A 24,335-nucleotide genomic window follows, 5' to 3' on the forward strand; every position below is an offset into this window, starting at 1 on the left:
TACATCATGGCAGATGATCATACTACCCAAGCCTTTGGTATATATGGGAGTAGATTGGCTGATTTGAATCCTACACCAACATTGGATAAACTGGCCAGCGAAGGAATAATTTTTGATAATGCATTTGTTAACAATTCCATTTGCGTGCCCAGTAGAGCGGCCATTATTACAGGACAACGCGCCCAGACCAATGGTGTTATTGATTTGGAAGGAGTTATTTCTCCCGAAAAACAATATCTACCAAAGGAAATGAAAAAATTAGGTTATCAAACGGCCCTTGTTGGAAAGTGGCATTTACATGACGAACCTGCCGAGTTCGACTATTATAAAGTTTTTCCGGCGCAGGGCAAGTATTTTGATCCTGAATTTAGAGTTCAAGGAGAAAAACCATGGCCTCAAAATGTGGTCCAACACGAAGGGCATTCTTCCGATAACGTAACGGACATCGCTTTAGACTGGTTACAGAATAAAAGGGATCCCGGTAAACCTTTCTTTTTGATGCATCACTTTAAAGCTCCCCATGATGATTTTGAATATGCCCCTAGATATGAAGAATATTTAAAAGACACTTTTATTCCCGAACCTGAAAGTCTATATGACAATAAAAATAACGGTTCCGTGGCCACCCGAGGTAAAAACGATTCTTTGACCAGGATTATAGGTTCTTCCGTATCCCATAGGAATTTAATAAGAAATCAGGCCATGAATATCTATTGGAACGATACTACCCTTTATAGAAAGTACAGGAATCAGGCCGATATCAAACCTGAAGAATATGTCAAATGGGAAATGACTCCCGAGGAAAAAGCCTATACAAGTAAGACCTATCAAGATTATTTAAAGAAGTATTTACGGTGTGTAAAAGGGGTGGATGACAATGTTAAAAGATTATTGGATTATCTAGAAAAGGAAAATTTGTTGGACAATACTATCATTGTTTACACAGGCGATCAAGGATTTATGTTGGGTGAGCATGATTATATTGATAAGCGATGGATGTATGACGAATCCATGCGGATGCCATTCTTTGTTCGCTATCCCAACAAAGTAAAAGAAGGAACAAGAACCGATGCTATCATAAATAATACAGACTTTGCACCAACAATGATTGAAATGGCCGGCGGTAGCACTCCAGACTACATGCAAGGTAAAAGCTTTAAAGCAATTTTGGAGACCGGTAATGAACCGGAAGAATGGCAAAAAGCGACCTATTACCGTTATTGGATGCATTTGGCGCATAGGCATCAAAATCCGGCACATTTTGGCATCCGCACCAAAGACTATAAGTTAATTTTTTACTATGGAAAGTATTGGGTAGATACCGATGACCCCAATGCTACTTGGAACAAAGAAAGTTGGGGCAACGATTTTACCAACCATACACCACCCGCTTGGGAGTTCTACGATTTGAAAAAAGACCCCAAGGAAATGAACAATGCATATGGTTCGGAGGAGTATAAAGAAGTGATTTCCGATTTGAAGAACCAACTCATCAAAATGCGGGAAGACCTTAATGAAACAGATGAGAACTATCCCCACATTCAAAAAGTTATTGATGCACATTGGAATGATTGATTACGCTTTGTTCGAAAAATGTTAACACTTAAGACCATTATATAAAAAACTATATTTTGAAGCTAAAAAGCCATCTATTATACTTGTATATTGCTCTGGGGCTTTTTGAGATTGGCTGTAATCCAGTAGCGAATAAAGAACTATCCGAAATTCTCATTTCAAAAAACTATCTGGTTTTTCCAGTAGACAATTCAGCGAAGCCTAGTTCAATTGTAATGCTTCACAAAGGCGACTCCGTTAGTCGTTTAAACGTAGGCCTTTCCGAAGGAAAACCGGACTTTTATAGTTGGATGAACGTCTCGCGGTTCAAGGGTGAAAAGCTTCATATTAGCATCGATTCAATGGCTTACGGTCTAGATGAAAATTTAAGACTCTTTCAAAGTGATACCATTCCCGGAAAATATTATGCAGAACAATACCGTCCTCAATTTCATTATTCTCCCAAAGTAGGCTGGGTAAACGACCCAAATGGAATGTTTTTCTATAATGGAACGTACCATATGTTCTATCAATACAACCCCTATGGGCAAAGTTGGGACAATATGCATTGGGGCTATGCAACAAGTCATGATTTAGTGCATTGGCAGGAGCATGATCCGCTTATAGCACCAAATTCATACGGTTCTGCCTATAGCGGTTCGGCAGTGGTAGATTTTAAAAATACTTCAGGGCTTCAAACGGGAGAAGATCCTCCTTTGTTGTTATTTTATACTGCCGCAGGAGCACACGCTATAACACCAAAAACAGGTGCTTCACAACACTTGGTATATTCCATAGATGGCGGTCAAAACTGGATTTCTTATCAAAAAAATCCAATCATACCCAAGTTTTCCGAACATCAAGACCGTGACCCTAAAGTAGTATGGTATGAAAAAGGACAATGTTGGATAATGATGCTCTTTATTGGAGAACAGACTTTTCGCATCTTAAAATCCGAAAATGCCATTGACTGGGAACCGCTTTCCGATATGAAAGTAGCAAGCCATAATGAATGTCCCGACCTTTTTCAACTGTCTGTAGAAAATAATCCACAAGAAAAGAAATGGGTATTCATATCCGGGGCGGGAAAATTTTGGGAACTCGACAATGCAAAATATGTGGTCGGGACCTTTGATGGAAAAAAATTTATTAAAGAACAGGAAAGCCTGCAGATGGATTCGGGCATTGGAAATTATTCTACACAAACCTTTAGCAATGCACCGGACAACAGGCGTATTTTTATGGGATGGTTCACACGCCAATTTGATTCTAAGGGATATACCAATATGCCTAGTAATGCCCAATTTAGGGTGCCTTGGGAGTTGAAACTGTTCAAAACCGAAAACGGTTATTCGTTGCATAGGTATCCCGTTAAGGAAATCGATACACTTCGGGGAGCCTTGTTGCAGAAGATTGATATTTGGCTAAAAAAGGGGGAATATGATGCATATGATATCTCCCGAAAATCTTTGGATATAGAGCTCCATATGACCTTTACAGAAGCCACAAATTTTACTATGACTTTGGCAGATTTTGAACTCACCTATGAAGGAACTACGTCAGAAATCACAGCTTTTGGCAAAACCATAAGGTTGAGAACGGAGAATGATCATATGAAATTTAGGATGTTGCTTGACCAGAATTCCTTGGAGCTCTTTTTGAATGAAGGAGAAACTGCGATTACGGGACTGATTAACGAGGAATATCTTGAAGGAGATACTTTTAAAATCACTTGTAACGAGGGAGAATTATATATTAAGGATTTAAAAATTTATGATATGCAATCTATTTGGAATACCAAGTAGTAGGTACTTATGAGCATCTCTAAAGCTGAAATACTTTTTCCATTTCAATCCATTTTTCACCTTTTTTAGCCCAAGGTAATTCTTGCTGATATTTCCACATAAGTTGTTCCCATTCTTGTACTTTTGAATTGCGGGCGTCCATTTCTGCCTTTTTGTTAGGATCAAAAGTCTCGTCTACTTCCATGATCATGAACATGCGGTTTCCTGTCAAATAAATTTGCATGTCCACGATACCTGCGTCTTTAATGCTTTTTGTGATTTCCGGCCATGCATTTCCAGCAGCATGGTATTCTTTATATTCCGCAATAAGTTTTGGATCATCTTTTAAATCGCAGGACAGACAATATCTTTTGGTAACCATATTATTGCTTATTGGATTTATAACTGCTATATCCATACCATGCTACAACCGCCAAACAAAGTAAAGGAAGTATAAACGAGAATTTCACCTCTGGAATAAAACCTAGAACTTGTACATCGGCAAAGCCACTACCGCCCCAATCCAAAATGCTTCCCTGCAATACAGGCATTAAGGCGCCTCCAACAATAGCCATTACGAGACCTGCGGAACCTATTTTTGCTTCGTCGCCCATATCTTTTAGAGCGATACCATATATGGTCGGAAACATGATGGACATAAAAATAGATATCCCTACCAATGAAATAAGCCCTATTATTCCGGGGAGTAAAATAGCTCCTGCGGACATCAGCACACCTCCTAGGCCGAATAACATTAAAAGTCTAGATGGGTTTATGGTTTTCATCAATGCCGTACCGATCCATCTTCCGGTTAAAAAAACAATCATAGCAGCTACGTTGAACCACGTTGCCGTTAGTTGTTCCGCTTCGGGAAGACCATCGTTTAGATTATCTACATATTGAAAAATATAGGTCCAACACATAATTTGTGCACCCACGTAAAAAGCTTGTGCTATAACGCCTTTGATATAATTTTTGTTGGAAAATAATTTGTTGAACGATTCCGAAATGGACATTTTGTCCTCATCTGCTGTTTTTGGCATTTTCGTCACTACAATAATCGCCATAATAATCAGCACCAAAATCCCCAAACCTATATAAGGTATGCTGATGATTCCTAAGTCGTTTTCGCGAATACCCGCCAATTCTACCGAAGTCAAAGCGTTATAGGCTTCGGTAGTGTAATCATCCGACCGCAGAGCACCAATAACGAATACTTGGGCTATGACCATACCCATCAAGGAACCGATAGGATTAAAAGCTTGAGCCAGATTAAGCCGTTGTGTTGCCGTTTCCTTATCGCCCAATGCTAAAACCAACGGATTGGAAGTAGTTTCCAAAAAAGCCAAACCACAGGTAATGACCCAAAGGGAAATCAAAAAGAAATTAAATTCTTCAAAGGCCGCTGCGGGATAAAACATAAATGCGCCAATGGCATACAGAATCAGACCCAGAATAATACCTGATTTATAGCTATATTTTCTAATAAAAAGTGCTGCGGGCAACGCCATAAAGAAATAACCGAAATAAAAGGCGAACTGTACCAAAGATGCCTGAACATTGGAAAGTTCCGGCATTACCTTTTTAAAGGCGGATACCATAGGATTGGTCAAATCATTGGCTATTCCCCAAAGGGCAAAAAGCGATGTGATAATGATAAACGGAAACAATAATTCTTTACGGACTACTGGTATTTTTTTTGAATTGCTCATATATGTTCGGTTGTTATGAAAGTCAAATGTTAAGTTGATATATTCCTATTCGGTAAGCAAAGACCTGTCTAAATTTACATATCCCCCATCAACTGTGATAAATTGGCCCGTAGTATGGGAAGATTTATTGGAAATGGTGAAAAGGCATTGGTCCGCAATTTCCTTGGGCGTTGTCATCCGGTTTTCCAATGGAATTTTCTCAACGATAGATTTTAATTTTTCAGCACCATTATCCAATGTCTTAATCCAATTTTCGTAGGCCGGCGTCCAGCTTTCCGCAATGATAATGGCATTACACCGAATTCCATCGGAAATTAAATCTACGGCCCACTCTCTGGTAAGACCTAGAACACCACCTTTGGATGCCGCATAGCCAGAAGTACCTCCCTGACCGGTCAGTCCTACTTTGGAGCCAATATTCAAGATATTTCCTTTTGCTTTTTTGATATAAGGAAGACAATATTTGGTCATGGCAAAAAAGCTGACCAAATTTAATTTTAAGGACCACATGAAATCATCTATAGAGGCATCAAGACCTGCGCCATCGTTTACGCCCACATTATTTATCAACGCGTCAATACGTCCATATTTTTCCCCGATCACTTTTGCAGCTTTTTCTATTTGAACGGGGTCGGCCAAATCGGTCTTTACAAAAATAGAATCAATTCCTTTATCCTGTAGTTCTTGGGCGTAGCCAATACCACGGTCATTGCGACAAACAATAACTGGAACGGCCCCTTCATCGGCGAGTGCCTGAACGATAGTCTCACCTATGCTTCCTTTTAATCCCGCTGCTCCCGTAACTACTACTATTTTGTCTTTTAGTCCTAAATCCATACGAATTTCATCTTTTTATTTTCGGTCAAACCGATGCTGTCATCTGTTTATAAGCTATAAAAATCAATAGCGTTCTGTCCCATTATTTTATTTTGCTCATCCTTACTAAGCTTAGAAATAAAATCGGTTACCAGTGTTTTTACTTCGGCATAATTTCCGGCGACCAAGCACACGGGCCAATCGGAACCGAACATGATTCGGTCAGTTCCAAAACTGTCCAATACCAAATCCATATATGGGTGTATCTGCTCTGGTGTCCAATTATTATAATCTGCTTCAGTAATCATACCGGATAATTTACAGCACACATTTTTTTGCTTTGCTATTTCTTTGAGCAAAGTGGCCCAACCATCAAAAAAACCATCTTTGATATAGGGTTTTGCCATATGGTCTATAACAAATTTTTGGTGGGGGAATTGCTTCACAAACTCCAACGTAGCCCCTAATTGATGTGGGAATATCAAGATGTCATAGGTGTAATCATATTTTTCCAAATAGGAGACACCTTTCAAAAAATCCGGGCGCATTAAAAAATTATGATCAGGTTCGCCCTGAACCACGTGTCGCCAACCTTTCAGTTTTTTCTCCGAATGGTATTTCTCCAAAACGGAATCAATATCATCCGAACGTAAATCGACCCAACCGACAATACCTTTGATAAAATCGTTTTCTTTGGATAGCCGTAATAGAAAGTCGGTTTCTTGCAATGTTTGGTCCGCCTGTACCGCAACGCAACCATCGATACCATTTCCATCGTAGACTTTTTTTAAATCCAATGGTAAAAAATTACGCCGTATCACGGACATATCATCATCTATCCAAGAATGTTTTACGGGCTCATACTGCCAAAAATGTTGATGGGAGTCTATGATCATTTTTGTGTTATTGTAATTTTTATCCTGTCCAAACTTTCCAATTTTTTTATGGAATCACTTTTTGAATTAAAGAAACAAGAATTTTTGTCTTCGGTCTAGATTCTATTGACTCCTTTTTACTGCGATATCGTTACTTTGATTACCGTTCCCATTTCATCGATAACCTTTGACGGAGTTTTTAGGGTAAGGCCTTTTTCTTCGTCATAGTTCCAATCTATTTTTTCATCGCTTCCTAAAAACGAAACGGATTCAATACTTGGTGCATCCAATATTTTTTCTTTGGCAAAAGATTCTAGTACCAATTCCGAATTTGGTTTTGTAGCCCCAAGTACAATACCATAAATATCGTAATCTTTGGTCGTATACCGGATATCCTTGTTGGAATATGTTAATTTCATAAAAGCCTCATGGTTTTCAAAATGTCCTTCGGGTTCTTTGGTCGGTCCTTCGCCAAAGGTGTACCAGGCCTCCGTGCCATAAATGGCTTCCCCGTATTTTTTCAACCAAGTTCCCATTTTCAACAACCCTTCCTTTTGATTTTCTGGAATAGTACCATCTGCTTTGGGTGAAACGTTCAACAACAAGACCCCGTTCTTGCTCACGATATCAATTAGCATGTGCAATACGTCCTGAGCAGGTTTTACGCCCAAATCCTCTGTATAGCACCAGCTACCATCACTTATAGTGGCATCTGTCATCCAAGTCTTTGTGCCGATTTCATTCTTACGGGCCTGCTCTAAATCCTCAACGCTCATATTTAACGGAAGGTCGTGTTGTTTACGTACAATGACCACTTCTTCGTCCCTATTATTGGCATCGTTCAAATAATAGGCGGCAAATTCCTTTCGGTATTTTTCTGGAATATCGCCTAAAACATAATCAAACCACATAATGTCCGGGTGGTATTTGTCTATGACCTCTTTCATCTTTCCGAACCAAACATCTTGATACCATTTTTCAGGCTCTATATTGCCGTACATTAATTGCAGGTCTGGGTCATTGGAACTTGGGGGCATATCTTTAAAATATGGGAAATGGCTATTGTCTACCTGTTCGCCCAAGGTTGTGCTCCTTTGTAAGTTCTTGGCATGATGAAAGGCGGTTATAAACTTCATTCCCTTACCTTTTATAGCTTTTTCCAATTCACCGGTTATATCTCTTTTTGGACCGGTATCCATAGTGTTCCATGGTGTAATATCACTATCCCACATAGAATATCCGTCGTGGTGTTCCGCCACAGGACCCGCAAATTGTGCTCCTGCGTCTTTGAATAATTGCGCCCAAGCATCGGCATTGAATTTCTCCGCTTTGAACATTGGTGCAAAATCGTGATAGCCGAATTCGGACGGGTCGCCATATTTCTCAACATGATGCTTATAAATATCATGGTCCTTAAAGTGCATCCAACGCGGATACCATTCCGTTTTATAAGCAGGTACGGAATACAGCCCCCAATGAAAATAAATACCCAACTTTGAATCCTTAAACCATTCCGGGGACTCATTATGTTTTCCTAAAGATGCCCAATCCTCGGTATATTCAGGAGTTTCTGTTTTTTTGTCTTGTACTTCTTCTTTGGTCGTGTTTTTTTCATTTCCGCAGCTGTAGAAGAAAACGGCACTGGCAAGAAATAATCCGAGATGTTTTGATTTTTTCATTTTTTTTAAGTTATTTTAGTGTTTTGATGGCATTCTTGATTCCATTTTCATGGATAGTTTCTATATTCTCCAAGACGGCTTCGGCGAGCCCGTCCAATTTAGTAAGGTCTTCTTTCCAAATAACAGTATTGGAAAGTACCATTTGGAGCATTTGCTTTAATTGAATTTCATTGGCAATCAATTTTTTATAGGTCGATGAGAAAAAATCCAATACGTTTTGGTCATCTTTTAAATCGATTTTCTCCCCATTGAATTCACCTCTGTAAAAAAGAATAAGTGCCGATAAGCCAAAAACGATACGCTTTGGTAGTTTTCCTTGGGAATTGAGATAATCTTTTAGTGTGGGCAATAAACGCGCTACAAACTTAGAGGTGCTGTTCAAGGATATACTGATCAACTGATGTTTCAGAAGAGGATTGCGGAACCTGTCCAAAACATCCGCTACGAATTGATTTTTTATCTTTTCCGAAAAATCTAAGGTTTTAGCGGTTTCTTCAAGTAAAAGGGATGCTACAAAATTGCTTACGACATCATCTGCCATAGCTTCCTTTACCAAACGGATACCTGCCAAATATGCTACAGGGACCATTGCTGTGTGGGCTCCGTTGAGTACACGAACCTTCATTTCCCTATAAGGTGTCAGATCATCTACAAATTCAACATTTAAATCGGTCCGGGCGAACGGCAGTTCTTTTTGAACCTGGGCATCAGCCTGAATGACCCAACTATGATAGTATTCACCGGCGACCAACAAATCGTCCGTGTAGCCTAAGTTTGACACTATTTCTTCGGCCCTGTCCGTTGGATAGCCCGAGACGATCCGATCTACCAGCGTACTGCAAAAATGATTTGCAGTTTCAATCCATTCCTTAAAAGCTTCGCTGAATCCAAAATGATCTGCATATTTCAGGATATTGTTTTTCAAAACGGAGCCATTGTCCTCAATTAATTCACAGGGCAATACTATACATCCTTTCGCGATAGCTCCCTTAAAATAGTTAAATCTATGATTGAGCCAGATGGTGAGTTTAGCGGGAAATTCCTTTGGTGGATTCGCATCAATACGGTCATTTGGATTAAATTTTATACCTGCCTCCGTAGTATTGGAAACAACAAAACGAACATCCGGATTTTGGGCCAACGCTAAATAACTGTCCCATTCATTATATGCGTGAAATATCTCCTGAACACAGGAGACCAATTTCTTTTCCGCAATGAGCTCTCCCTTTTTTATACCATCCAGAACCACGGTAAAAAGACCGTCCTGATTTTTTAATTCTTTGTAATCTCCTCTTTCAGTAGGTTTAATGATAGCTACACCGGCATTAAAATCGGTTTCTTCGTTCAATACCTGTATCATCCAATCTACGAATGCACGTAAAAAATTGCCTCCACCAAATTGCATGACCCGTATAGGCAATGTTTTGGATTTATTTGCTGTATTTCTATTTAAATTTTTCAACTCTTGAAATTCGGTATTTTATTAAAATTCTTTTAGAAGAAATGGTTTTTTAGAGATAACTAATGGTCTAAAACTATTGGTATTTTTCAATAATGAAAATGGTCAAAGCGATATGCCCCTTTTCCAAGGAATAAAATCCTCTTGCCCTAACCTAACGGCATTGGTGATTTTTTCTCCACTCGCCACTTTGATAATGTATTCCAAAAGTTCTTCTCCTTTACTTTCTATGGTGTCCTCGCCAGTGATAATACTTCCTGTATTAAAATCGATAATATCTTTCATGCGTTCACTAAGGGCATTATTGCTGGATATCTTTATTACAGGTGCAATGGGATTCCCTGTAGGAGTGCCCAAACCAGTAGTAAAACAGATGATATTACAACCGGAGCCTGCCAGACCGGTAGTGCTCTCCACATCGTTGCCCGGAGTGCAGAGGAGGTTCAGCCCTTTTTTTGTGATGGGTTCGGTATAATCCAAAACATCCGTTACAAGTGAACTTCCACCTTTTTTTGCTGCACCGGCGGACTTCATGGCATCTGTGATCAAACCATCTTTTATGTTGCCCGGAGAGGGATTGTTTTCAAAACCTGAACCTACGGAAACGGCCTTGGTCGAATAGGCCTTCATCAAATCAGCGAATTTTTTGGCATTTTCTTTGGAATCACATCTATTGATCAATTCTTGCTCTACACCATTTAACTCCGGGAATTCTGCCAGCACAGTAGTGGCTCCCAAACCTACCAATAAATCCGAAGTGTAGCCTAGCGCAGGATTGGCGGATATGCCCGAAAAACCATCGGAACCACCGCATTCAAGCCCCAATACCAAATTATCCAAAGTTGCCGGCTTTCTTTCAATTTTATTGGCTTCGATCAATCCTAAAAAGGTCTTCTTGACGGCCTCTTCAATAAAGTGTCGTTCGCTTTTGCTTTTTTGTTGCTCGAGTACGTGAATGGGTTTGGAGAAGTCGGGGTCCAATTTTGCAATGGCTTCCTCCAAAATTTTGAACTGCGCATTTTGGCAGCCTAAGCTCAATATAGTTGCTCCTGCGGTATTCGGGTGTGTAATATATCCAGCCAAGAGGTTGCATAAGGTTTCCGAATCTTGGCGAATGCCCCCACAGCCCCCATCATGATTCAAGAATTTAATTCCGTCTACATTAGGGAACGTTCTATTTTGCTTTATGTCTTCAGGCGTACGAATTATGTTGGCGGACAGTAACTCATCAGTTGAAGCACCGTTTTTATAGTGGTGTACCAAAGTTTCCGTGTCCACTATAAAGTCATTGGAAGTGTGGTATCCTAACGATTTTAACAATGCTGATTTTAAAACATCAACATTTCGGTTTTCGCAAAAAACCAAGGGAATCACTAGCCAATGGTTGGCCGTACCTACTTTTCCGTTCGCTCTGTGATACCCCATAAAAGTAGCCTCTTTCCATTTGTCTACATTTGGAGGCACCCAGGTAGATTTTTTATTCCCTACAACATAATCCCTAGAGGCATGTACTACATTTTCTATGGTCAACGCTTCACCTAATTCGATACGCTGGGTAGCTTTTCCGATGAGGTTGCCGTACATATAGATGCTATCGCCCAATGCCAATTGCTTGATGGCGAATTTATGTTTGGCCTTTACCAAATCCGGTAGATCAAACTTTAAGCCGTTAATTGAGATGGCAGTTCCAGCTTTTAAATCTGTTAAAGCGGCCAATACATTGTCCTTTGGATGTATCTGAACAAATGGTTTTTTCATTTTCTACTTTCGTATGGCTTTAATCAAGGCCAGTGTTTCCCGTACTTTTGTTTCGAGTCCTGTATAGTTTTCGTTGGCCAATACTTCTTTACTGATGAGTTTTGAACCCATGCCAACGCAGGTGACTCCAGCATCGAACCAGCCTCTCAAATTACTTTCCTCCGTACTTACCCCACCTGTTGGCATAACGCTCGTCCAAGGTTGTGGTCCTTTGATCGCTTTCACGAATCCGGGCCCGTATGTAGATCCTGGAAAGAGCTTTACGATTTCACAACCCATTTCTTCGGCCTTGTTTATTTCGGTCAAGGAGCCGCAGCCAGGTGACCATAATACTTTTCTGCGGTTGCAAGCAATGGCAATATCTTCCCTAAGTGACGGTGTTACGATAAAATTTGCGCCCATCTGCATGAACATGGAAGCTGCCGCTGCATCCGTGATGGAACCGACGCCCATAATCATTCCCGGAAGCTCGGCAATGGCATATTTGTTAAGTTCTGAAAAAACCTCAAAAGCGAAATCGCCACGAGCGGTGAACTCCATCAATCTGGCACCACCATCATAACACGCCTTTAAGACTTTTTTTCCTAACGCTACGTCCGCATTGTAGAAAAGAGGTACCATACCGGTTTCCTTCATGACGTTAGCGACTTCTATTCTTGAATATTGTGCCATATTTTGGATTGTATTTACTTTCTGGATTCATTTAAAAACAGGAATCCATGAACTTATTTATCTTGCTACTCTTCCCGATGCATCGCCGCCCATCAATTTTTCAACTTCGGAAACAGTGACCAAATTGGCATCCCCTTTTATAGTATGTTTTAAACAGGATGCTGCCACGGCGAAGTCCAGTGCATTTTGGTCATCTTCAGGATATTTAAGGAGGCCATATATTAACCCGCCCATGAAAGAATCACCACCGCCAACACGGTCTACAATATCGGTTATTTGATATTGACGCGTTTCGAACATTTCTTTTCCATCGTACAAAACACCGGCCCAGGTGTTGTGCGATGCGGATATGGATCCTCTTAAGGTCGTAATCACTTTTTTTGCTTTTGGGAACTTTTCCATCATTTGTTTACAGACCGATAGGAACGCTTCCGCTTTTACATCGTGGCCGTCTTTATGAACATCCAACCCTTCAGGGTGTATTCCAAAATGCTTTTCAGCATCCTCTTCATTTCCTAAGATGATATCGCAGTAGGAGGTGAGTTCCGTCATAATGGCTTCGCGGTCACCGCCATAGTTCCAAAGTTTGGCTCTATAGTTAAGGTCCGTAGAAATGGTAATGCCCATTTCACTGGCCACTTTTACGGCTTCAAGGCACGAGTCTGCTGCCCCTTGCGAGATTGCCGGGGTAATTCCTGTCCAATGAAACCAAGCCACATCTTTAAAAACTGTTTTCCAGTCTATCATTCCGGGCTCAATTTCGGCAATAGCGGAATGTGCACGGTCATAGACAACCTTACTGCCCCTAGACACTGCTCCCGTCTCTAAAAAGTAAATCCCCAAACGATCGCCACCATAGATGATCTTATCTACACCAACGCCTCTTTTACGCATTTCCATCATGGCGCATTCCCCAATATCATTTTTTGGCAAGCGCGTCACAAAATCCACCGGGACACCATAATTGGCCAAAGACACGGCCACGTTGGACTCACCGCCACCATAAACAACATCAAAAGAACTGGCTTGCGAAAATCTTAAAAAACCCGTTGGGGCCAAACGCAACATTATCTCTCCAAAGGTCACTACTTTTTTCATACGTTACTTATTTTCATTTTTAACTAAGGAAAATTTATTTTATATCGAAATTAAAAATTCACGGTTGCTTTTATTACTCCTGTTTCTGGTTTTAACCAGTTATCAAAATGGGCTATCATTTCCGTAAAATCTACGTTATGGGTAATAAATGAATCCAGTGGGAACGATTCTTTTTCCAAAACCGAAATAACATGCTCAAAGTCCTCTAAAGTAGCATTTCTACTGCACATAATAGTCGTTTCTTTTGCATGAATGGCCGGATGTGCCCATGTTAATTCGCCTTTGGAGAGTCCAACCAAAATATAACGACCTCCGTGCGACATATAATCCGGACCGGATTCCAAGGCTCCTTTATGACCGGAAGCATCGAATACCGCGGTTGCCATATCACCATTGGTGATGCTTGCAACTTTTTCTACTGCATCGGGTCCGCCTAAGACAATATGGTCCACGCCAATTTTTTCCTTGGCATATTCTAGACGCTGTTGGTTTACATCAATAGCAATTACCTTGGCACCTGCTATCTGGGCCAGTTTCATGATGCCTATGCCAATAGGACCACAACCTACTACTGCAATGGTTTCTCCGGATTTTAATCCCGAACGTCTTATGGCATGTGCACCAATAGCTAACGGTTCTACCACTGCCATTTGATCGTCCGTTAGATTTTTTGCCGGAATCAATATATCTATGGGAACAATTATTTCTTCTTGCATACCACCGTCCGTATGAACGCCCAATACTTGGATATTGGTGCAGCAATTGGTTTTTCCATTTCTACAAGCGATACATTTTTGACAACTTATGTATGGCATGACCACTACATTATCACCCGCTTTAAGACCTTTATCATTGTCATCTATTTCTTTGATAGTGGTTGCCAGTTCGTGACCTAAAATTCTAGGATAAGTGAAAAAGGCTTGATTGCCTGCGTAAGCGTGTAAATCTGTTCCGCAAATACCAACTTTATTGACTTTTAATAATGCTTCTCCGCTATTTCTTATAGGATTTTCTTTTTCCTTCAAGATAAAATTTCCGGGTTTTTCGCAAACTATATATTTCATTTAACTAACATTACTATTCAATATTCATATGTAATCTCAAAATTAGGGGAACAACATACCAATAACTACTATTAAACGGATCAATTACGATACTTTTTTTGCCTATTTAAAGTTTAAAGTTTACATTCTGTCGCTAAAAGTAGTCGTATAAGATGAAACTTCATTTATTAAACAGGGAAAATCCCGAAAAGGGATCTTTTATGGTTACACACCATAAAGAACCCTATTTTCTTAAAATATGGCACTATCATCCAGAATTGGAATTGGTTCTAACCTTACAAAGCATCGGTACTAGATTTGTAGGTGACAGTATAAAAAAGTTTAATCCAGGTGATGTTGTCCTGCTTGGCAAAAACCTACCACATATGTGGCTTAATGACGACGACTATTTTGGTGAAAACTCCAACCTTATTGCTGAGGATATCGTTATACATTTCAAGAAAGAATTTTTAGGTTTTGATTTTATTGAATCAAGGGAAATGGAGCATATTTTCAAACTTTTATACAATGCCAGATATGGTATAAAATTTATAAACCCAAAAGCCAAAACATTAAAGAGAATCCAAAAGTTAGTTGAAATACATGATGCTTTTGAAAGGACGATAACATTTTTAAATATCTTAAATACTTTGGCCAAGCATGAAAAATACGAGCTCTTATGTACCAAGGATTTTGTAGATTCTTTTAAAGAAAATCAAAATGAGACCCTTGATAAAGCATATGAGTACATTTTCAAAAACTTCTCTGGATCTTTACGTTTAGAGGATGTTGCAAAGGAAGTCTGCATGAATCCATCAGCTTTTAGTAGATTTTTTAAACGTGTCAATCAAAAAAGTTTTTCCAAGTACATCAATGAAATACGAATAGGGTATGCATGTAAGCTATTGATTGAACATAAAAACAACATTTCCACAATTTGTTATGAATCGGGTTTTAACAACATCTCTAATTTTAATAGACAGTTTCGTTCTATCATGAACATGTCCCCGAAGGAATACATATCAAAATATAAAAACCCGACAGAAGAAAAAAACTAAGTAGTGTGGCATGCCAAATTATCAAAGAACGTTTATAAAAAACGCACCATTAAATAAATAACGATGCGTCTTTTTGATAAAAAAACTAACTCAAATTAACATTTTTGCAGCATCACATAGTTATTTCCAATACGTGTGCATAATTTCCTATTTGTTTTCCCAAGTTGCTTACCACCAATCCTTCATCGGTTTGGTCGTAGGTTAATTGAGAATCACTTCCTAAAAGCTTAACTCCCTTAATATCCAGACCTTTTGCATGTTCACTGGTCTTGCTCAGGGACTTTATGGTTATTTCGTTATTTTTAGGCCATGCCAACATGATGGCGTATAATTTTCCATCTTTTTGGGTAAAGCGAATGTCATTGGCGGTAAATATTTTATTGTTTTTGTGATCGGCCATATACCCGCCTTCTTCTTCGGTTGGTCCTTCGCCAAAAGTCTTCCAATATTTGGTGTCATAAATGGCATCACCATTCATATCTAGCCATTTTCCTATTTCCATCAGGATTTCTTTTTGCTCCTCGGGAATAGTCCCGTCTGCCTTTGGTCCAATGTTCAATAATAGATTTCCATTTTTTGAAACAATATCGACCAAATCATCAACTAAGCTATTTGGTGTTTTGTATTCTTCATTGGTTACATGTGACCATGAATGCTTTCCTACCGATGTATCCGTTTGCCATGGCAACTTTCTGATCCCTGGAAGTTTCCCACGTTCCAGATCATAAATTACGGTTCCTTCAGGGAAGGCTTCATGAAATAAGTTTTTATCGTTTATCACTACTTCTTTGCCCCACTCCAAGCCTTTGTTATAGTAATAAGCTGCGATTTTAGGACGATACTCATCATAATCCGGGATGTCCAAATAGAAATCGAACCACAAAATATCCGGCTGATAATTATCTATTAAATCCGTGGTTCTTGCGTACCAATTTTCTTTAAACTCTTTGGAGACGGGCTCGTTTAAATCTTTTCCTTTTGGGGAATATAAATCTGAATATTCTGGATCAGTGGTATCAAAATGGTCTTTTTTATTGTAAAAGGACCAATTAAAGGCATAGTGGGACGAAGCTCCCATAATTAACCCTTGCTTACGGCCTTCTTTGAACAATTCTCCCAAAATGTCTTTCTTAGGTCCCATGTTAGCGGCATTCCATCGTGTTGTTTTTGAGTCGTACATGGCAAAACCGTCATGATGGTCCGCGACGGGAACTACATATTTGGCACCTGATTTTTTAAAAAGATCGATCCATTCAGCGGCGTCAAATTTTTCTGCCTTGAACATTGGAATAAAGTCCTTGTATCCAAAATCTTTTTGAGTGCCCCATTTTTCTTTATGATAAGTAAAAGTGGGGTTGGGACCTTCACTTTCTAAGTTCAATTGTGCGCTAAAGGTAGCCGTATCCATATACATTTTTCTTGGGTACCATTCAGAACCGAATGCTGGTACGGAGTAAGCGCCCCAATGGATGAAGATTCCAAACTTACTATCGTTGAACCATTCCGGGTCCTTATAATTCTTTTTTATGGATTCCCAGTTTGATTCAAAAACAGCCAAAGAATCGGGCTGTGCATTTTTTGCGATGTCTTTCTCACTTTTGGTCTTACAGGAAATTTGTACCGTAAGCGTTAAAAGAAGAAATATAGAGAGTATCTTGATTATCGATTTCATTTATTAAAATTGAAATTTACCTTTAAGACGTATAATACTACAGCCTTTGGCTAAATTCTTATTTTTGAATCTATATGGAAACGCCTTATGTCCAAATAAGTGCAACAAATGGTCAACCTCAATAAAGACCCTGTCTAGGGGATTGTAATGTTAATAGAAAACGAGAATTTTTTCCGTTACAACCAAAAACCGATAGTATTACTATTTGAAATATTGTTGAAATTCTTCTTATTTAATGGAGTTCGATATAAAGCCTTAGCGTTTGTACCTGGAATATCAACAAATATGGACACTTTCCCTTCGAGCGTAGTCGAGAAGTCTTTAAAAATATATGCTCCAAGGAGGTCTCGACTGCGCCTGTCTGCCGACTAGGCAGGCTCGACCCGACAGTAAATCATAAATAACTGAAAATCGATTTAATATTGATTAACTTAGGTCGAACTCACGTTATTTAAAAAATTCAAAAGAACTCAATAAGAAACAGATTTGATGTTATGAAAGGAACACTTGCAGGTTTATTTTTTGCTTTTCTAGCCATTAGTTGTAGAGACGAGAAAAAAACTGAGGCAGCTTCGGTTATTAAAAGACCGAATATTGTTGTAATCTATATGGATGATTTGGGTTATGGTGACGTTAGTTTTAATGGCGCCACTGAAATACAAACACCAAATATGGACGCCCTCGCCAATGGAGGTCTCCGTTTTACGAACGGTTATGCCTCTTCTGCCACTTGTACGCCCAGTAGATATGCCTTGTTGACTGGGCAGTATCCATGGCGTAAAAATGCGCAGATTCTTCCGGGAACAGCCCCTTTAATTATAGATACTACTCAAATGACCTTGCCCAGAATGCTAAAGGAGCAAGGTTATTATACGGGGATTGTTGGAAAATGGCATTTGGGTTTAGGAAACGGGTCGGTTAATTGGAATGAAAGAGTATCTCCTGGACCTAATGAAGTGGGGTTTGACGAATCTTATATATTGGCGGCAACCCAAGATAGAGTGCCAACGGTTTATATGGACAACGGCCATGTAGCCAATTTAGACCTGAACGACCCTATTGAGGTTAGTTATGATAAAAATTTTGAAGGAGAACCCACTGGACTGGAAAATCCTGAGCTCACCACTATGAAATGGAAACATGGCCATAACAATAGTATTGTAAATGGTATCCCAAGAATCGGCTTTATGAAAGGTGGAAAGTCCGCTTTGTGGAATGATATAGATATGGCGGATGAGTTTTTGAACAGGGCCAAAAAATTTATAAAAACGAAAAGAGAAAATCCCTTTTTCCTCTATTATGCCTTACAGCAACCCCATGTTCCCAGAACACCACACCCAAGATTTGAAGGGAAATCCGGCATGGGTCCCAGGGGAGATGTCATCTTAGAAGCCGATTGGTGTATCGGGGAGTTCATGAAGACTTTGGAAAAAGAAGGACTTTTGGAAAATACGTTGATTGTTTTTTCTAGCGACAATGGACCAGTACTGAACGATGGCTATTTTGACTTTTCTAGAAGAAAGCTTGGGAAGCACACTCCTGCCGGACCCTTGAGAGGTGGAAAATATAGCCTTTTTGAAGCCGGTGCCAGAGTGCCCTTTGTAACCTATTGGAAAGGGAAAATAAATCCGGGTGTTTCCAATGCATTGGTCTGTCAGGTAGATTTGCTTTCCTCTTTGGCCAATCTTGTAGGAAGCGATGAAAAATCACATGATGGAGAGGACTTGATAGATGTTTTTATGGGAAATAGCGATCAAGGCAGAAAAGAGCTGATTTTGGAAGCGACTACCCGAACAGCTTTGAGAAAAGGCAACTGGGTCATGATTCCTCCGTACGATTTAGCTCCTATAAATAGGGAGGTAAATATTGAGCTTGGAAATGATAAAACATATCAATTATATAATTTGAAAGATGATATTGCTCAGCAAAATAATCTAGCAGCAACTCATCCTGATAAATTGGAGGAAATGAAAACGGCCTTTGAAAGGATAAGGGGCCAATCTCCTAATGAAGTACAACAACTGGAATTGAAGTAAAGAAAAGAGCGTATCTAAAATCTTGTTTTCAACTTTTTGTCCCATCGAGCGCAATCGAGATGTTTCGAACGTCCTTTTTTCAAGATTCTCCTCCGAAATTTAGAGACGCTCGTGACAATTGGATACACATTTTAGACACACTTTTTTTTGATTGATGAGTGTTTTATTCTCAAAAATGAAGGCAGTTCCCTGAGTTCTTTGATCATTATTTTTCTGTAGTAAGCTTCTGCAGCCTCTGACTGTATTTGAATTTTCCCTCTCGTAACACGTTCATAACCTACTTCCGTACGTCTTTCCGCATTGGTCAATACATTTACTATTTTGCCGTTTACGATATGATAGGAGGTTCCGTCAAAACAAATCAGCTCCAACGTATTCCACTCACCATTAGGTTTTTCATAATTTCCATTACGAACGCCTCTGTACTTGTATTTTCCTTTAATAACAGTGCCCAATCTCATTTCAATCCCGTTTTCGTCATACTCATAAAAATTATCTTTGTTCTTTGAAACTTTAATGGTGTTTACACCGCCGGCCAAACCAAAATAATCGCCCATATCACCTTCTTGCACCTGAAATTCTTGAGACTCCATCCAAACATTCCAAAAAGCACCGTGTTCGCCGTTACAGTGGTACAATACTCCGTTGTCCCTTTTATCCTTTAATCTAGGCTCCCATTTTTTCTCGCCCCATTTAAAATCGAATTTCAAATGGTAATTTTCATAAATTTCTTTGGACGTTAGTCCACCATATATTTCACCGGTAATGTACAATACCTGCTCACCATTTTCTTTTTTTATACTAAATACGTTCAACGGGTCCACGTTCAAACCCAAGGCCGTTCCTTCTACACCGTTACCCTTTGGAGCCCAATCTATTCCTTTCACGCTAGTATGCGGAACGCCAATGTATTTATCCCACTTGCTAAGTTGTTTGTCCAATAAAGGTGTCCAATCCTTATCTTGGGCATATGTGCTGATGGCACATAATAAGATGAGTGCAATCGATGTGTTTTTTTTCATTTTTAAAAATATTTAGGATTGATTGTTATTCAGCGCTACTGATTTTAAGAACAAATGCGTGTTTTCCAATTGGCTTTTTAGGAAAAGTAATGTGAAGCGCATCCTCCTTTCTTTCAAAGGTGATGTTTTCTTCCGAACCTATCAATTGAATGGATTTGATTTCGCCAGTATAATAGTCGCTGTTCTTTTTCAAGGATTTAATGGTAACCGTTTCATTGGGCCAATCCAAAACGGTAGCATATAAAATATCGTTTTTGGTTGTAAACCGAATATCCTTTGCAGTGTTGTCTGGGTTTTTGTCTTCACTTAAGTGCCCTTCAATGACTTTGGCATCGCCTTCTCCATAAATTTTCCAAGGCCTAGTGCCGTAAATGGCCTCTCCGTTGTGTTTTAACCACTCTCCAATTTCCAAAAGACGTTCTTGTACGGGTCCGGGAATTTCCCCGTTCGCCTTTGGCGTAATATTGAGTAAAAGACATCCATTCTTGCTTACTACATCCACTAGAAAATCAATGATTCTGTTAGTGCTTTTATATTTTGGATTATCAATATGGCTCCATGCTTTCCAATCAATAGAATCGTCCGTAAGCCAAGGAAAATCTTTCATTTCACTCATTCGGGAGCGTTCTACGTCCAGTACCGCGGTTCCTTTGGCTAAATCATAGAATTTGTATGTAGTTACAACTTCTTGTTCCTTTTTTTTGGATTCGGTATAATAGTAATCAAGGAATTCTTTTCGATATTTTTCGCCAATAACATCCATCTTATTGTCGAACCAAACCAAATCAGGATCGTAATTATCCACTATTTCCTTTAAACGGGCCAACCATTCCTTATTGAATTCTTCTTCTGCAAGTGGATAATATTTTTTTATTCCTGCATCAATTTCATGGGGAGTAGGAGGATATTGAAAATCTCCCTTTTTCATTTTGGGCCCGTACAGGTCGCTCAACTCAGGATTCGAGGCATCTGTTGTGGTGTCCCAAGTGGGGTACCATCCCAAAAGCCAGTGTCTGTGATAGGTGGCAATGAACTTCATGTTTCTTTTACGGATTTCTTTGGACAGTTCGCCCATGATATCCCGCTTAGGGCCCATTCTTTTTGAATTCCAACGTGTCAACTTACTGTCCCACATTGCAAATCCGTCTGCATGCTCAGAAACCGGACCGGCAAATTTTGCACCCGCTTTTTCGAATAAGTCGGCCCATGCTGCCGCGTCGAATTTTTCCGCAGTGAACATGGGAACAAAATCCTTATATCCAAATTCATTTAAAGGGCCGTATGTCCTAATATGATGCTCATAGAACTTTTTTCCTTGAGGATATTCCGGGTTATCGGGATTTACGTACATCCAATGCGAATACCATTCATTCTCATAGGCGGGAACGGAATAGGGCCCCCAATGACAATAAATACCAAATTTTGCATCCTTGAACCATTCCGGTGTCTCATGCTTTTTGAGAGTGTCCCAATCCAATTTAAAATTCTTTTCCATTTTTTGGCCATAACCAGTAATTGACCACATAAGAAGGATTAAATGGAATAACTTGAAGTTGTGGGGCATCTAATGAATATTTAGTTTGATAAACTTGAGGTAATTTACCAAACCTAAATCCAAGGTTATATGACATATGTTTTTGATTGTTGTTGGGATGGGTTTATTTTATGCCATATCTAAATTGTTTTCTTCAGCATAATGTAGTATTGCGTTAATTTTATACTGTTAACCCTCTCGCACAATGGGCCTAACCTTTTTGAGTTTAGTTTTTGAACCGGAATGATGGATTTTTTATATATTGATGTCTTTTCGGTCATTTTTTGGAATAGCGTAATGCAATTCCAAGGCAAATACTATCTAGATGCTTAATCCATGCTGACTAAAGACATTTGTGGTACTTATAAGTACATATAGGTTTAGTTAGTCAAAAATTAATCTCCAATTTTATGAGTGGATATAAAAGGTAGGGGCTATAATCTTGCCATTACTCCAAGTTCAAAACAAAGGAATGAGAAAATATATTGGTCTAGTAGTAGTATTCCTACTTTTTAACTGCACTTCAAAAAATGATGAAGTAAGCATTTTTGTAGAAGAAGCCGTTAAAACCAATTTGCAATATGGATTACAAAAGTTGGAAAACGAACTCTCAGCAAAAAAAATCAATACGGTTTATGTTGCGGATTCTACCAAAGCAGATTTTAGAATTGTTCTAATAGAAAGTCTAACCGAAGAAAAGAACGAAGGTTTTGCAATATCTCGAAAAGATGGGTCGGTACAGCTAACATCGGAAAGTTCCAGAGGTTTACTTTATGGTATTTTGGACATTGCCGAGCAACTTAAAAAAGATGCTACTTGGAAAACGTTGAAAACGAAAGACATAACGTCACACTATTCCTTCAGGGCCATAAAATTCAATCTACCTTGGTTTCCATATCGGGGTGGCGAAAACTTATCACTTCACTATGAAACCTGTAAAGACTTGAAGTTTTGGGAAGCGTATTTGGATATGATGGTGGAAAATAAGTTCAATGTACTTTCTCTCTGGAATTTACATCCGTACATGTATATGGTGCAATCCGAAAAGTTTCCGAAGGCATCCCCTTTTACAAAGGAAGAAATGGCAGAGTGGAAAACATTCTGGAAAACACTCTTCAAAATGGCCAAGGATAGAGGTATAGATCCCTATATCTTTAACTGGAATATATTCGTGTCCGAAGAATTCAGTAAAGCTTACAATGTTGCCGGGTATTCCAAAGAGGGTGGTTATTGGGGAGATGGTGAAACCAATGAACTTATTGAAGAATATACCAGAGAAATGGTGGCCAAGACCATAAACGAGTATAAAGATATCGTCGGAATTGGAATTACCTTGGGAGAACGTATGGGCGGTATGACTTCGGAAATGCGCAAGGATTGGATAGATAGGACCTTGGTGCAGGGCGTAAAAGAAGCGGATAGAAAGGTTAAATTTTTTTATCGGGCACCGCTTTCCGCAGGATTGACCAGTCATGGTACGGTAAGCAAAGCTACCGAAGTCATTACACGAGAAGCCATAGAAAACATTGGTTTTGAGGATAATGTATTATTGGGTTTCAAGTTTAACTGGTCCCACGGCCATTCTTCGCCCAAACTGTCCGTAGTACATGGGGGAATTTTAACGGATACCTATTGGAATCCCAAACCCAAAAATTACAAAGGAGTCTATACCATAAGAAACGAGGATTTTTTCGTGCTTCGTTGGGGCCAACCGGATTTTATACGTGAGTATATGAAGTACAATAGTCAAGATTATATGGCCGGAGCCATCATAGGTTCGGAAACGTATATTCCTGCCAAGGACTATATCACTAGAGAAAAAAATAAATTATGGGACTATGCTTTTCAACGGCAATGGCTCTTTTACAAAACATGGGGAAACCTTTTATATAACGACCAAACATCGGATGCCTATTTTGCCGAAGCGCTCACAGAAAAATATAGAATCGAAGATGGCGAAAAACTTATTGAAGCTTGGAAACTAGCTTCCCAGAATGCAAACGGTTGGGCAAGTTTTTATCGTGGGGAATGGGACGGCACTTTATACACGGAGGGCATGACACGGGAAAGAGGTCAATTTATTACCGTTGAAAAGATGATGACACATCGTGTATTGGATGCTGCTTATGTAAATATTGCAGACTTTGTAAACGGAAAATTTGAGCAAAATCAGATTACACCGGTGCAATTTGCAGAAACCATGGAAGAAAACAGCAAAAAGGCCCAACAGATTGCTTTGGAAGCTATAGCTGACCATCCCGAGAACGATTTGCTGAAAATAGAATTGAACGATATTGATGCTTGGGGGCATTTTGGACTTTACATAGCCGATAAAATACGAGGGGGAGTAGCGCTACAAAACTACAGATCTAACGGAAAGCCCGTAGTACAAAAAAAGGCGGTATCACATTTAACGGATGCATTGAAACATTGGAAAGATTACGTAAAGGCTGTTGAAAAATATAATGTTGTCGTAATGCCTCATCAATTCGATGAAGAATTTTCTTTCCGAAAACATATCAAAAATGTGGAAGCGGATATAAAAATTGCAGAAAAGGGATAG

Annotated in this window: 18 protein-coding genes; 5 read left to right on the forward strand and 13 right to left on the reverse strand. The window is 39.3% G+C overall.

Annotated elements, in window-relative coordinates; genetic code table 11:
• The first annotated feature begins 6 nt into the window (after window positions 1–6).
• Both ACKWBX_RS02585 and ACKWBX_RS02590 read left to right on the forward strand, forming a co-directional pair.
• Window positions 7–1,575: a sulfatase family protein gene (locus tag ACKWBX_RS02585; protein ID WP_413967976.1), complete on the forward strand. Its 1,569-nt coding sequence runs from the start codon at window positions 7–9 to the stop codon at window positions 1,573–1,575.
• A gap of 56 nt (window positions 1,576–1,631) precedes the next feature.
• A complete protein-coding gene (locus tag ACKWBX_RS02590) occupies window positions 1,632–3,359 on the forward strand; it encodes a glycoside hydrolase family 32 protein (protein ID WP_413967082.1) in 1,728 nt (575 codons plus the stop codon).
• 19 nt (window positions 3,360–3,378) lie between these two features.
• On the opposite strand, the gene ACKWBX_RS02595 is transcribed toward ACKWBX_RS02590, so the two are convergent.
• The 10 genes from ACKWBX_RS02595 to ACKWBX_RS02640 all read right to left on the reverse strand — a co-directional run bounded on the left by ACKWBX_RS02595 (window position 3,379) and on the right by ACKWBX_RS02640 (window position 14,471).
• Complete coding sequence (locus ACKWBX_RS02595; RefSeq protein WP_413967083.1) at window positions 3,379–3,720, reverse strand: L-rhamnose mutarotase; 342 nt, start codon at window positions 3,718–3,720, stop codon at window positions 3,379–3,381.
• 1 nt (window position 3,721) lies between these two features.
• Window positions 3,722–5,050 carry an L-fucose:H+ symporter permease gene (gene fucP, locus ACKWBX_RS02600; protein ID WP_413967084.1) on the reverse strand — a complete coding sequence of 443 codons (1,329 nt, stop codon included), beginning with the start codon at window positions 5,048–5,050 and terminating at the stop codon, window positions 3,722–3,724.
• Between the two features lie 45 nt (window positions 5,051–5,095).
• Window positions 5,096–5,887, reverse strand: coding sequence for an SDR family oxidoreductase (locus tag ACKWBX_RS02605; RefSeq protein ID WP_413967085.1), 792 nt, complete (start codon window positions 5,885–5,887; stop codon window positions 5,096–5,098).
• Between the two features lie 47 nt (window positions 5,888–5,934).
• Complete coding sequence (locus ACKWBX_RS02610) at window positions 5,935–6,762, reverse strand: amidohydrolase family protein (protein ID WP_413967086.1); 828 nt, start codon at window positions 6,760–6,762, stop codon at window positions 5,935–5,937.
• A gap of 116 nt (window positions 6,763–6,878) precedes the next feature.
• Window positions 6,879–8,420 (reverse strand): alpha-L-fucosidase, encoded by a 1,542-nt coding sequence (locus ACKWBX_RS02615; protein WP_413967087.1) that lies wholly within the window; start codon window positions 8,418–8,420, stop codon window positions 6,879–6,881.
• 10 nt (window positions 8,421–8,430) lie between these two features.
• On the reverse strand, window positions 8,431–9,882 hold the full coding sequence (locus ACKWBX_RS02620) for a tagaturonate reductase (protein WP_413967088.1): 1,452 nt from the start codon (window positions 9,880–9,882) through the stop codon (window positions 8,431–8,433).
• Between the two features lie 102 nt (window positions 9,883–9,984).
• Window positions 9,985–11,637, reverse strand: coding sequence for a UxaA family hydrolase (locus ACKWBX_RS02625; protein WP_413967089.1), 1,653 nt, complete (start codon window positions 11,635–11,637; stop codon window positions 9,985–9,987).
• Window positions 11,638–11,640: 3 nt separating this feature from the next.
• On the reverse strand, window positions 11,641–12,309 hold the full coding sequence (locus ACKWBX_RS02630) for a bifunctional 4-hydroxy-2-oxoglutarate aldolase/2-dehydro-3-deoxy-phosphogluconate aldolase (RefSeq protein ID WP_413967090.1): 669 nt from the start codon (window positions 12,307–12,309) through the stop codon (window positions 11,641–11,643).
• Between the two features lie 57 nt (window positions 12,310–12,366).
• Window positions 12,367–13,407 carry a PfkB family carbohydrate kinase gene (locus tag ACKWBX_RS02635; RefSeq protein WP_413967091.1) on the reverse strand — a complete coding sequence of 347 codons (1,041 nt, stop codon included), beginning with the start codon at window positions 13,405–13,407 and terminating at the stop codon, window positions 12,367–12,369.
• A gap of 50 nt (window positions 13,408–13,457) precedes the next feature.
• Complete coding sequence (locus ACKWBX_RS02640; RefSeq protein ID WP_413967092.1) at window positions 13,458–14,471, reverse strand: zinc-binding alcohol dehydrogenase family protein; 1,014 nt, start codon at window positions 14,469–14,471, stop codon at window positions 13,458–13,460.
• Between the two features lie 152 nt (window positions 14,472–14,623).
• Between ACKWBX_RS02640 and ACKWBX_RS02645 the strand changes: the two genes are divergently transcribed.
• Complete coding sequence (locus ACKWBX_RS02645; protein ID WP_413967093.1) at window positions 14,624–15,508, forward strand: AraC family transcriptional regulator; 885 nt, start codon at window positions 14,624–14,626, stop codon at window positions 15,506–15,508.
• A 112-nt stretch (window positions 15,509–15,620) separates the two neighbouring features.
• On the opposite strand, the gene ACKWBX_RS02650 is transcribed toward ACKWBX_RS02645, so the two are convergent.
• Window positions 15,621–17,180: an alpha-L-fucosidase gene (locus ACKWBX_RS02650; RefSeq protein WP_413967094.1), complete on the reverse strand. Its 1,560-nt coding sequence runs from the start codon at window positions 17,178–17,180 to the stop codon at window positions 15,621–15,623.
• Between the two features lie 494 nt (window positions 17,181–17,674).
• Between ACKWBX_RS02650 and ACKWBX_RS02655 the strand changes: the two genes are divergently transcribed.
• A complete protein-coding gene (locus ACKWBX_RS02655; RefSeq protein ID WP_413967095.1) occupies window positions 17,675–19,216 on the forward strand; it encodes a sulfatase family protein in 1,542 nt (513 codons plus the stop codon).
• Window positions 19,217–19,347: 131 nt separating this feature from the next.
• Here the strand turns inward: ACKWBX_RS02655 and ACKWBX_RS02660 are convergent, their stop codons facing one another.
• The gene (locus tag ACKWBX_RS02660; protein ID WP_413967096.1) at window positions 19,348–20,238 is read right to left on the reverse strand and encodes a 3-keto-disaccharide hydrolase; all 891 of its coding nucleotides are present in this window, start codon (window positions 20,236–20,238) and stop codon (window positions 19,348–19,350) included.
• Between the two features lie 25 nt (window positions 20,239–20,263).
• Window positions 20,264–21,733: an alpha-L-fucosidase gene (locus tag ACKWBX_RS02665; protein ID WP_413967097.1), complete on the reverse strand. Its 1,470-nt coding sequence runs from the start codon at window positions 21,731–21,733 to the stop codon at window positions 20,264–20,266.
• 511 nt (window positions 21,734–22,244) lie between these two features.
• Here ACKWBX_RS02665 and ACKWBX_RS02670 point away from each other — a divergent pair.
• On the forward strand, window positions 22,245–24,335 hold the full coding sequence (locus ACKWBX_RS02670) for a hypothetical protein (RefSeq protein WP_413967098.1): 2,091 nt from the start codon (window positions 22,245–22,247) through the stop codon (window positions 24,333–24,335).

The organism is Maribacter algae, from assembly GCF_047345745.1.
Lineage (GTDB): Bacteria > Bacteroidota > Bacteroidia > Flavobacteriales > Flavobacteriaceae > Maribacter.

Bases quoted from the DNA above. Each gene is read 5' to 3' on its own strand.
- ACKWBX_RS02640 (WP_413967092.1), bottom strand. From the start codon at position 14,471: ATGAAATATATAGTTTGCGAAAAACCCGGAAATTTTATCTTGAAGGAA.
- ACKWBX_RS02650 (WP_413967094.1), bottom strand. From the start codon at position 17,180: ATGAAATCGATAATCAAGATACTCTCTATATTTCTTCTTTTAACGCTT.
- ACKWBX_RS02645 (WP_413967093.1), top strand. From the start codon at position 14,624: ATGAAACTTCATTTATTAAACAGGGAAAATCCCGAAAAGGGATCTTTT.
- ACKWBX_RS02630 (WP_413967090.1), bottom strand. From the start codon at position 12,309: ATGGCACAATATTCAAGAATAGAAGTCGCTAACGTCATGAAGGAAACC.
- ACKWBX_RS02670 (WP_413967098.1), top strand. From the start codon at position 22,245: ATGAGAAAATATATTGGTCTAGTAGTAGTATTCCTACTTTTTAACTGC.
- fucP (WP_413967084.1), bottom strand. From the start codon at position 5,050: ATGAGCAATTCAAAAAAAATACCAGTAGTCCGTAAAGAATTATTGTTT.
- ACKWBX_RS02615 (WP_413967087.1), bottom strand. From the start codon at position 8,420: ATGAAAAAATCAAAACATCTCGGATTATTTCTTGCCAGTGCCGTTTTC.
- ACKWBX_RS02610 (WP_413967086.1), bottom strand. From the start codon at position 6,762: ATGATCATAGACTCCCATCAACATTTTTGGCAGTATGAGCCCGTAAAA.
- ACKWBX_RS02655 (WP_413967095.1), top strand. From the start codon at position 17,675: ATGAAAGGAACACTTGCAGGTTTATTTTTTGCTTTTCTAGCCATTAGT.
- ACKWBX_RS02605 (WP_413967085.1), bottom strand. From the start codon at position 5,887: ATGGATTTAGGACTAAAAGACAAAATAGTAGTAGTTACGGGAGCAGCG.
- ACKWBX_RS02665 (WP_413967097.1), bottom strand. From the start codon at position 21,733: ATGGAAAAGAATTTTAAATTGGATTGGGACACTCTCAAAAAGCATGAG.
- ACKWBX_RS02625 (WP_413967089.1), bottom strand. From the start codon at position 11,637: ATGAAAAAACCATTTGTTCAGATACATCCAAAGGACAATGTATTGGCC.
- ACKWBX_RS02660 (WP_413967096.1), bottom strand. From the start codon at position 20,238: ATGAAAAAAAACACATCGATTGCACTCATCTTATTATGTGCCATCAGC.
- ACKWBX_RS02595 (WP_413967083.1), bottom strand. From the start codon at position 3,720: ATGGTTACCAAAAGATATTGTCTGTCCTGCGATTTAAAAGATGATCCA.
- ACKWBX_RS02585 (WP_413967976.1), top strand. From the start codon at position 7: ATGGCAGATGATCATACTACCCAAGCCTTTGGTATATATGGGAGTAGA.
- ACKWBX_RS02635 (WP_413967091.1), bottom strand. From the start codon at position 13,407: ATGAAAAAAGTAGTGACCTTTGGAGAGATAATGTTGCGTTTGGCCCCA.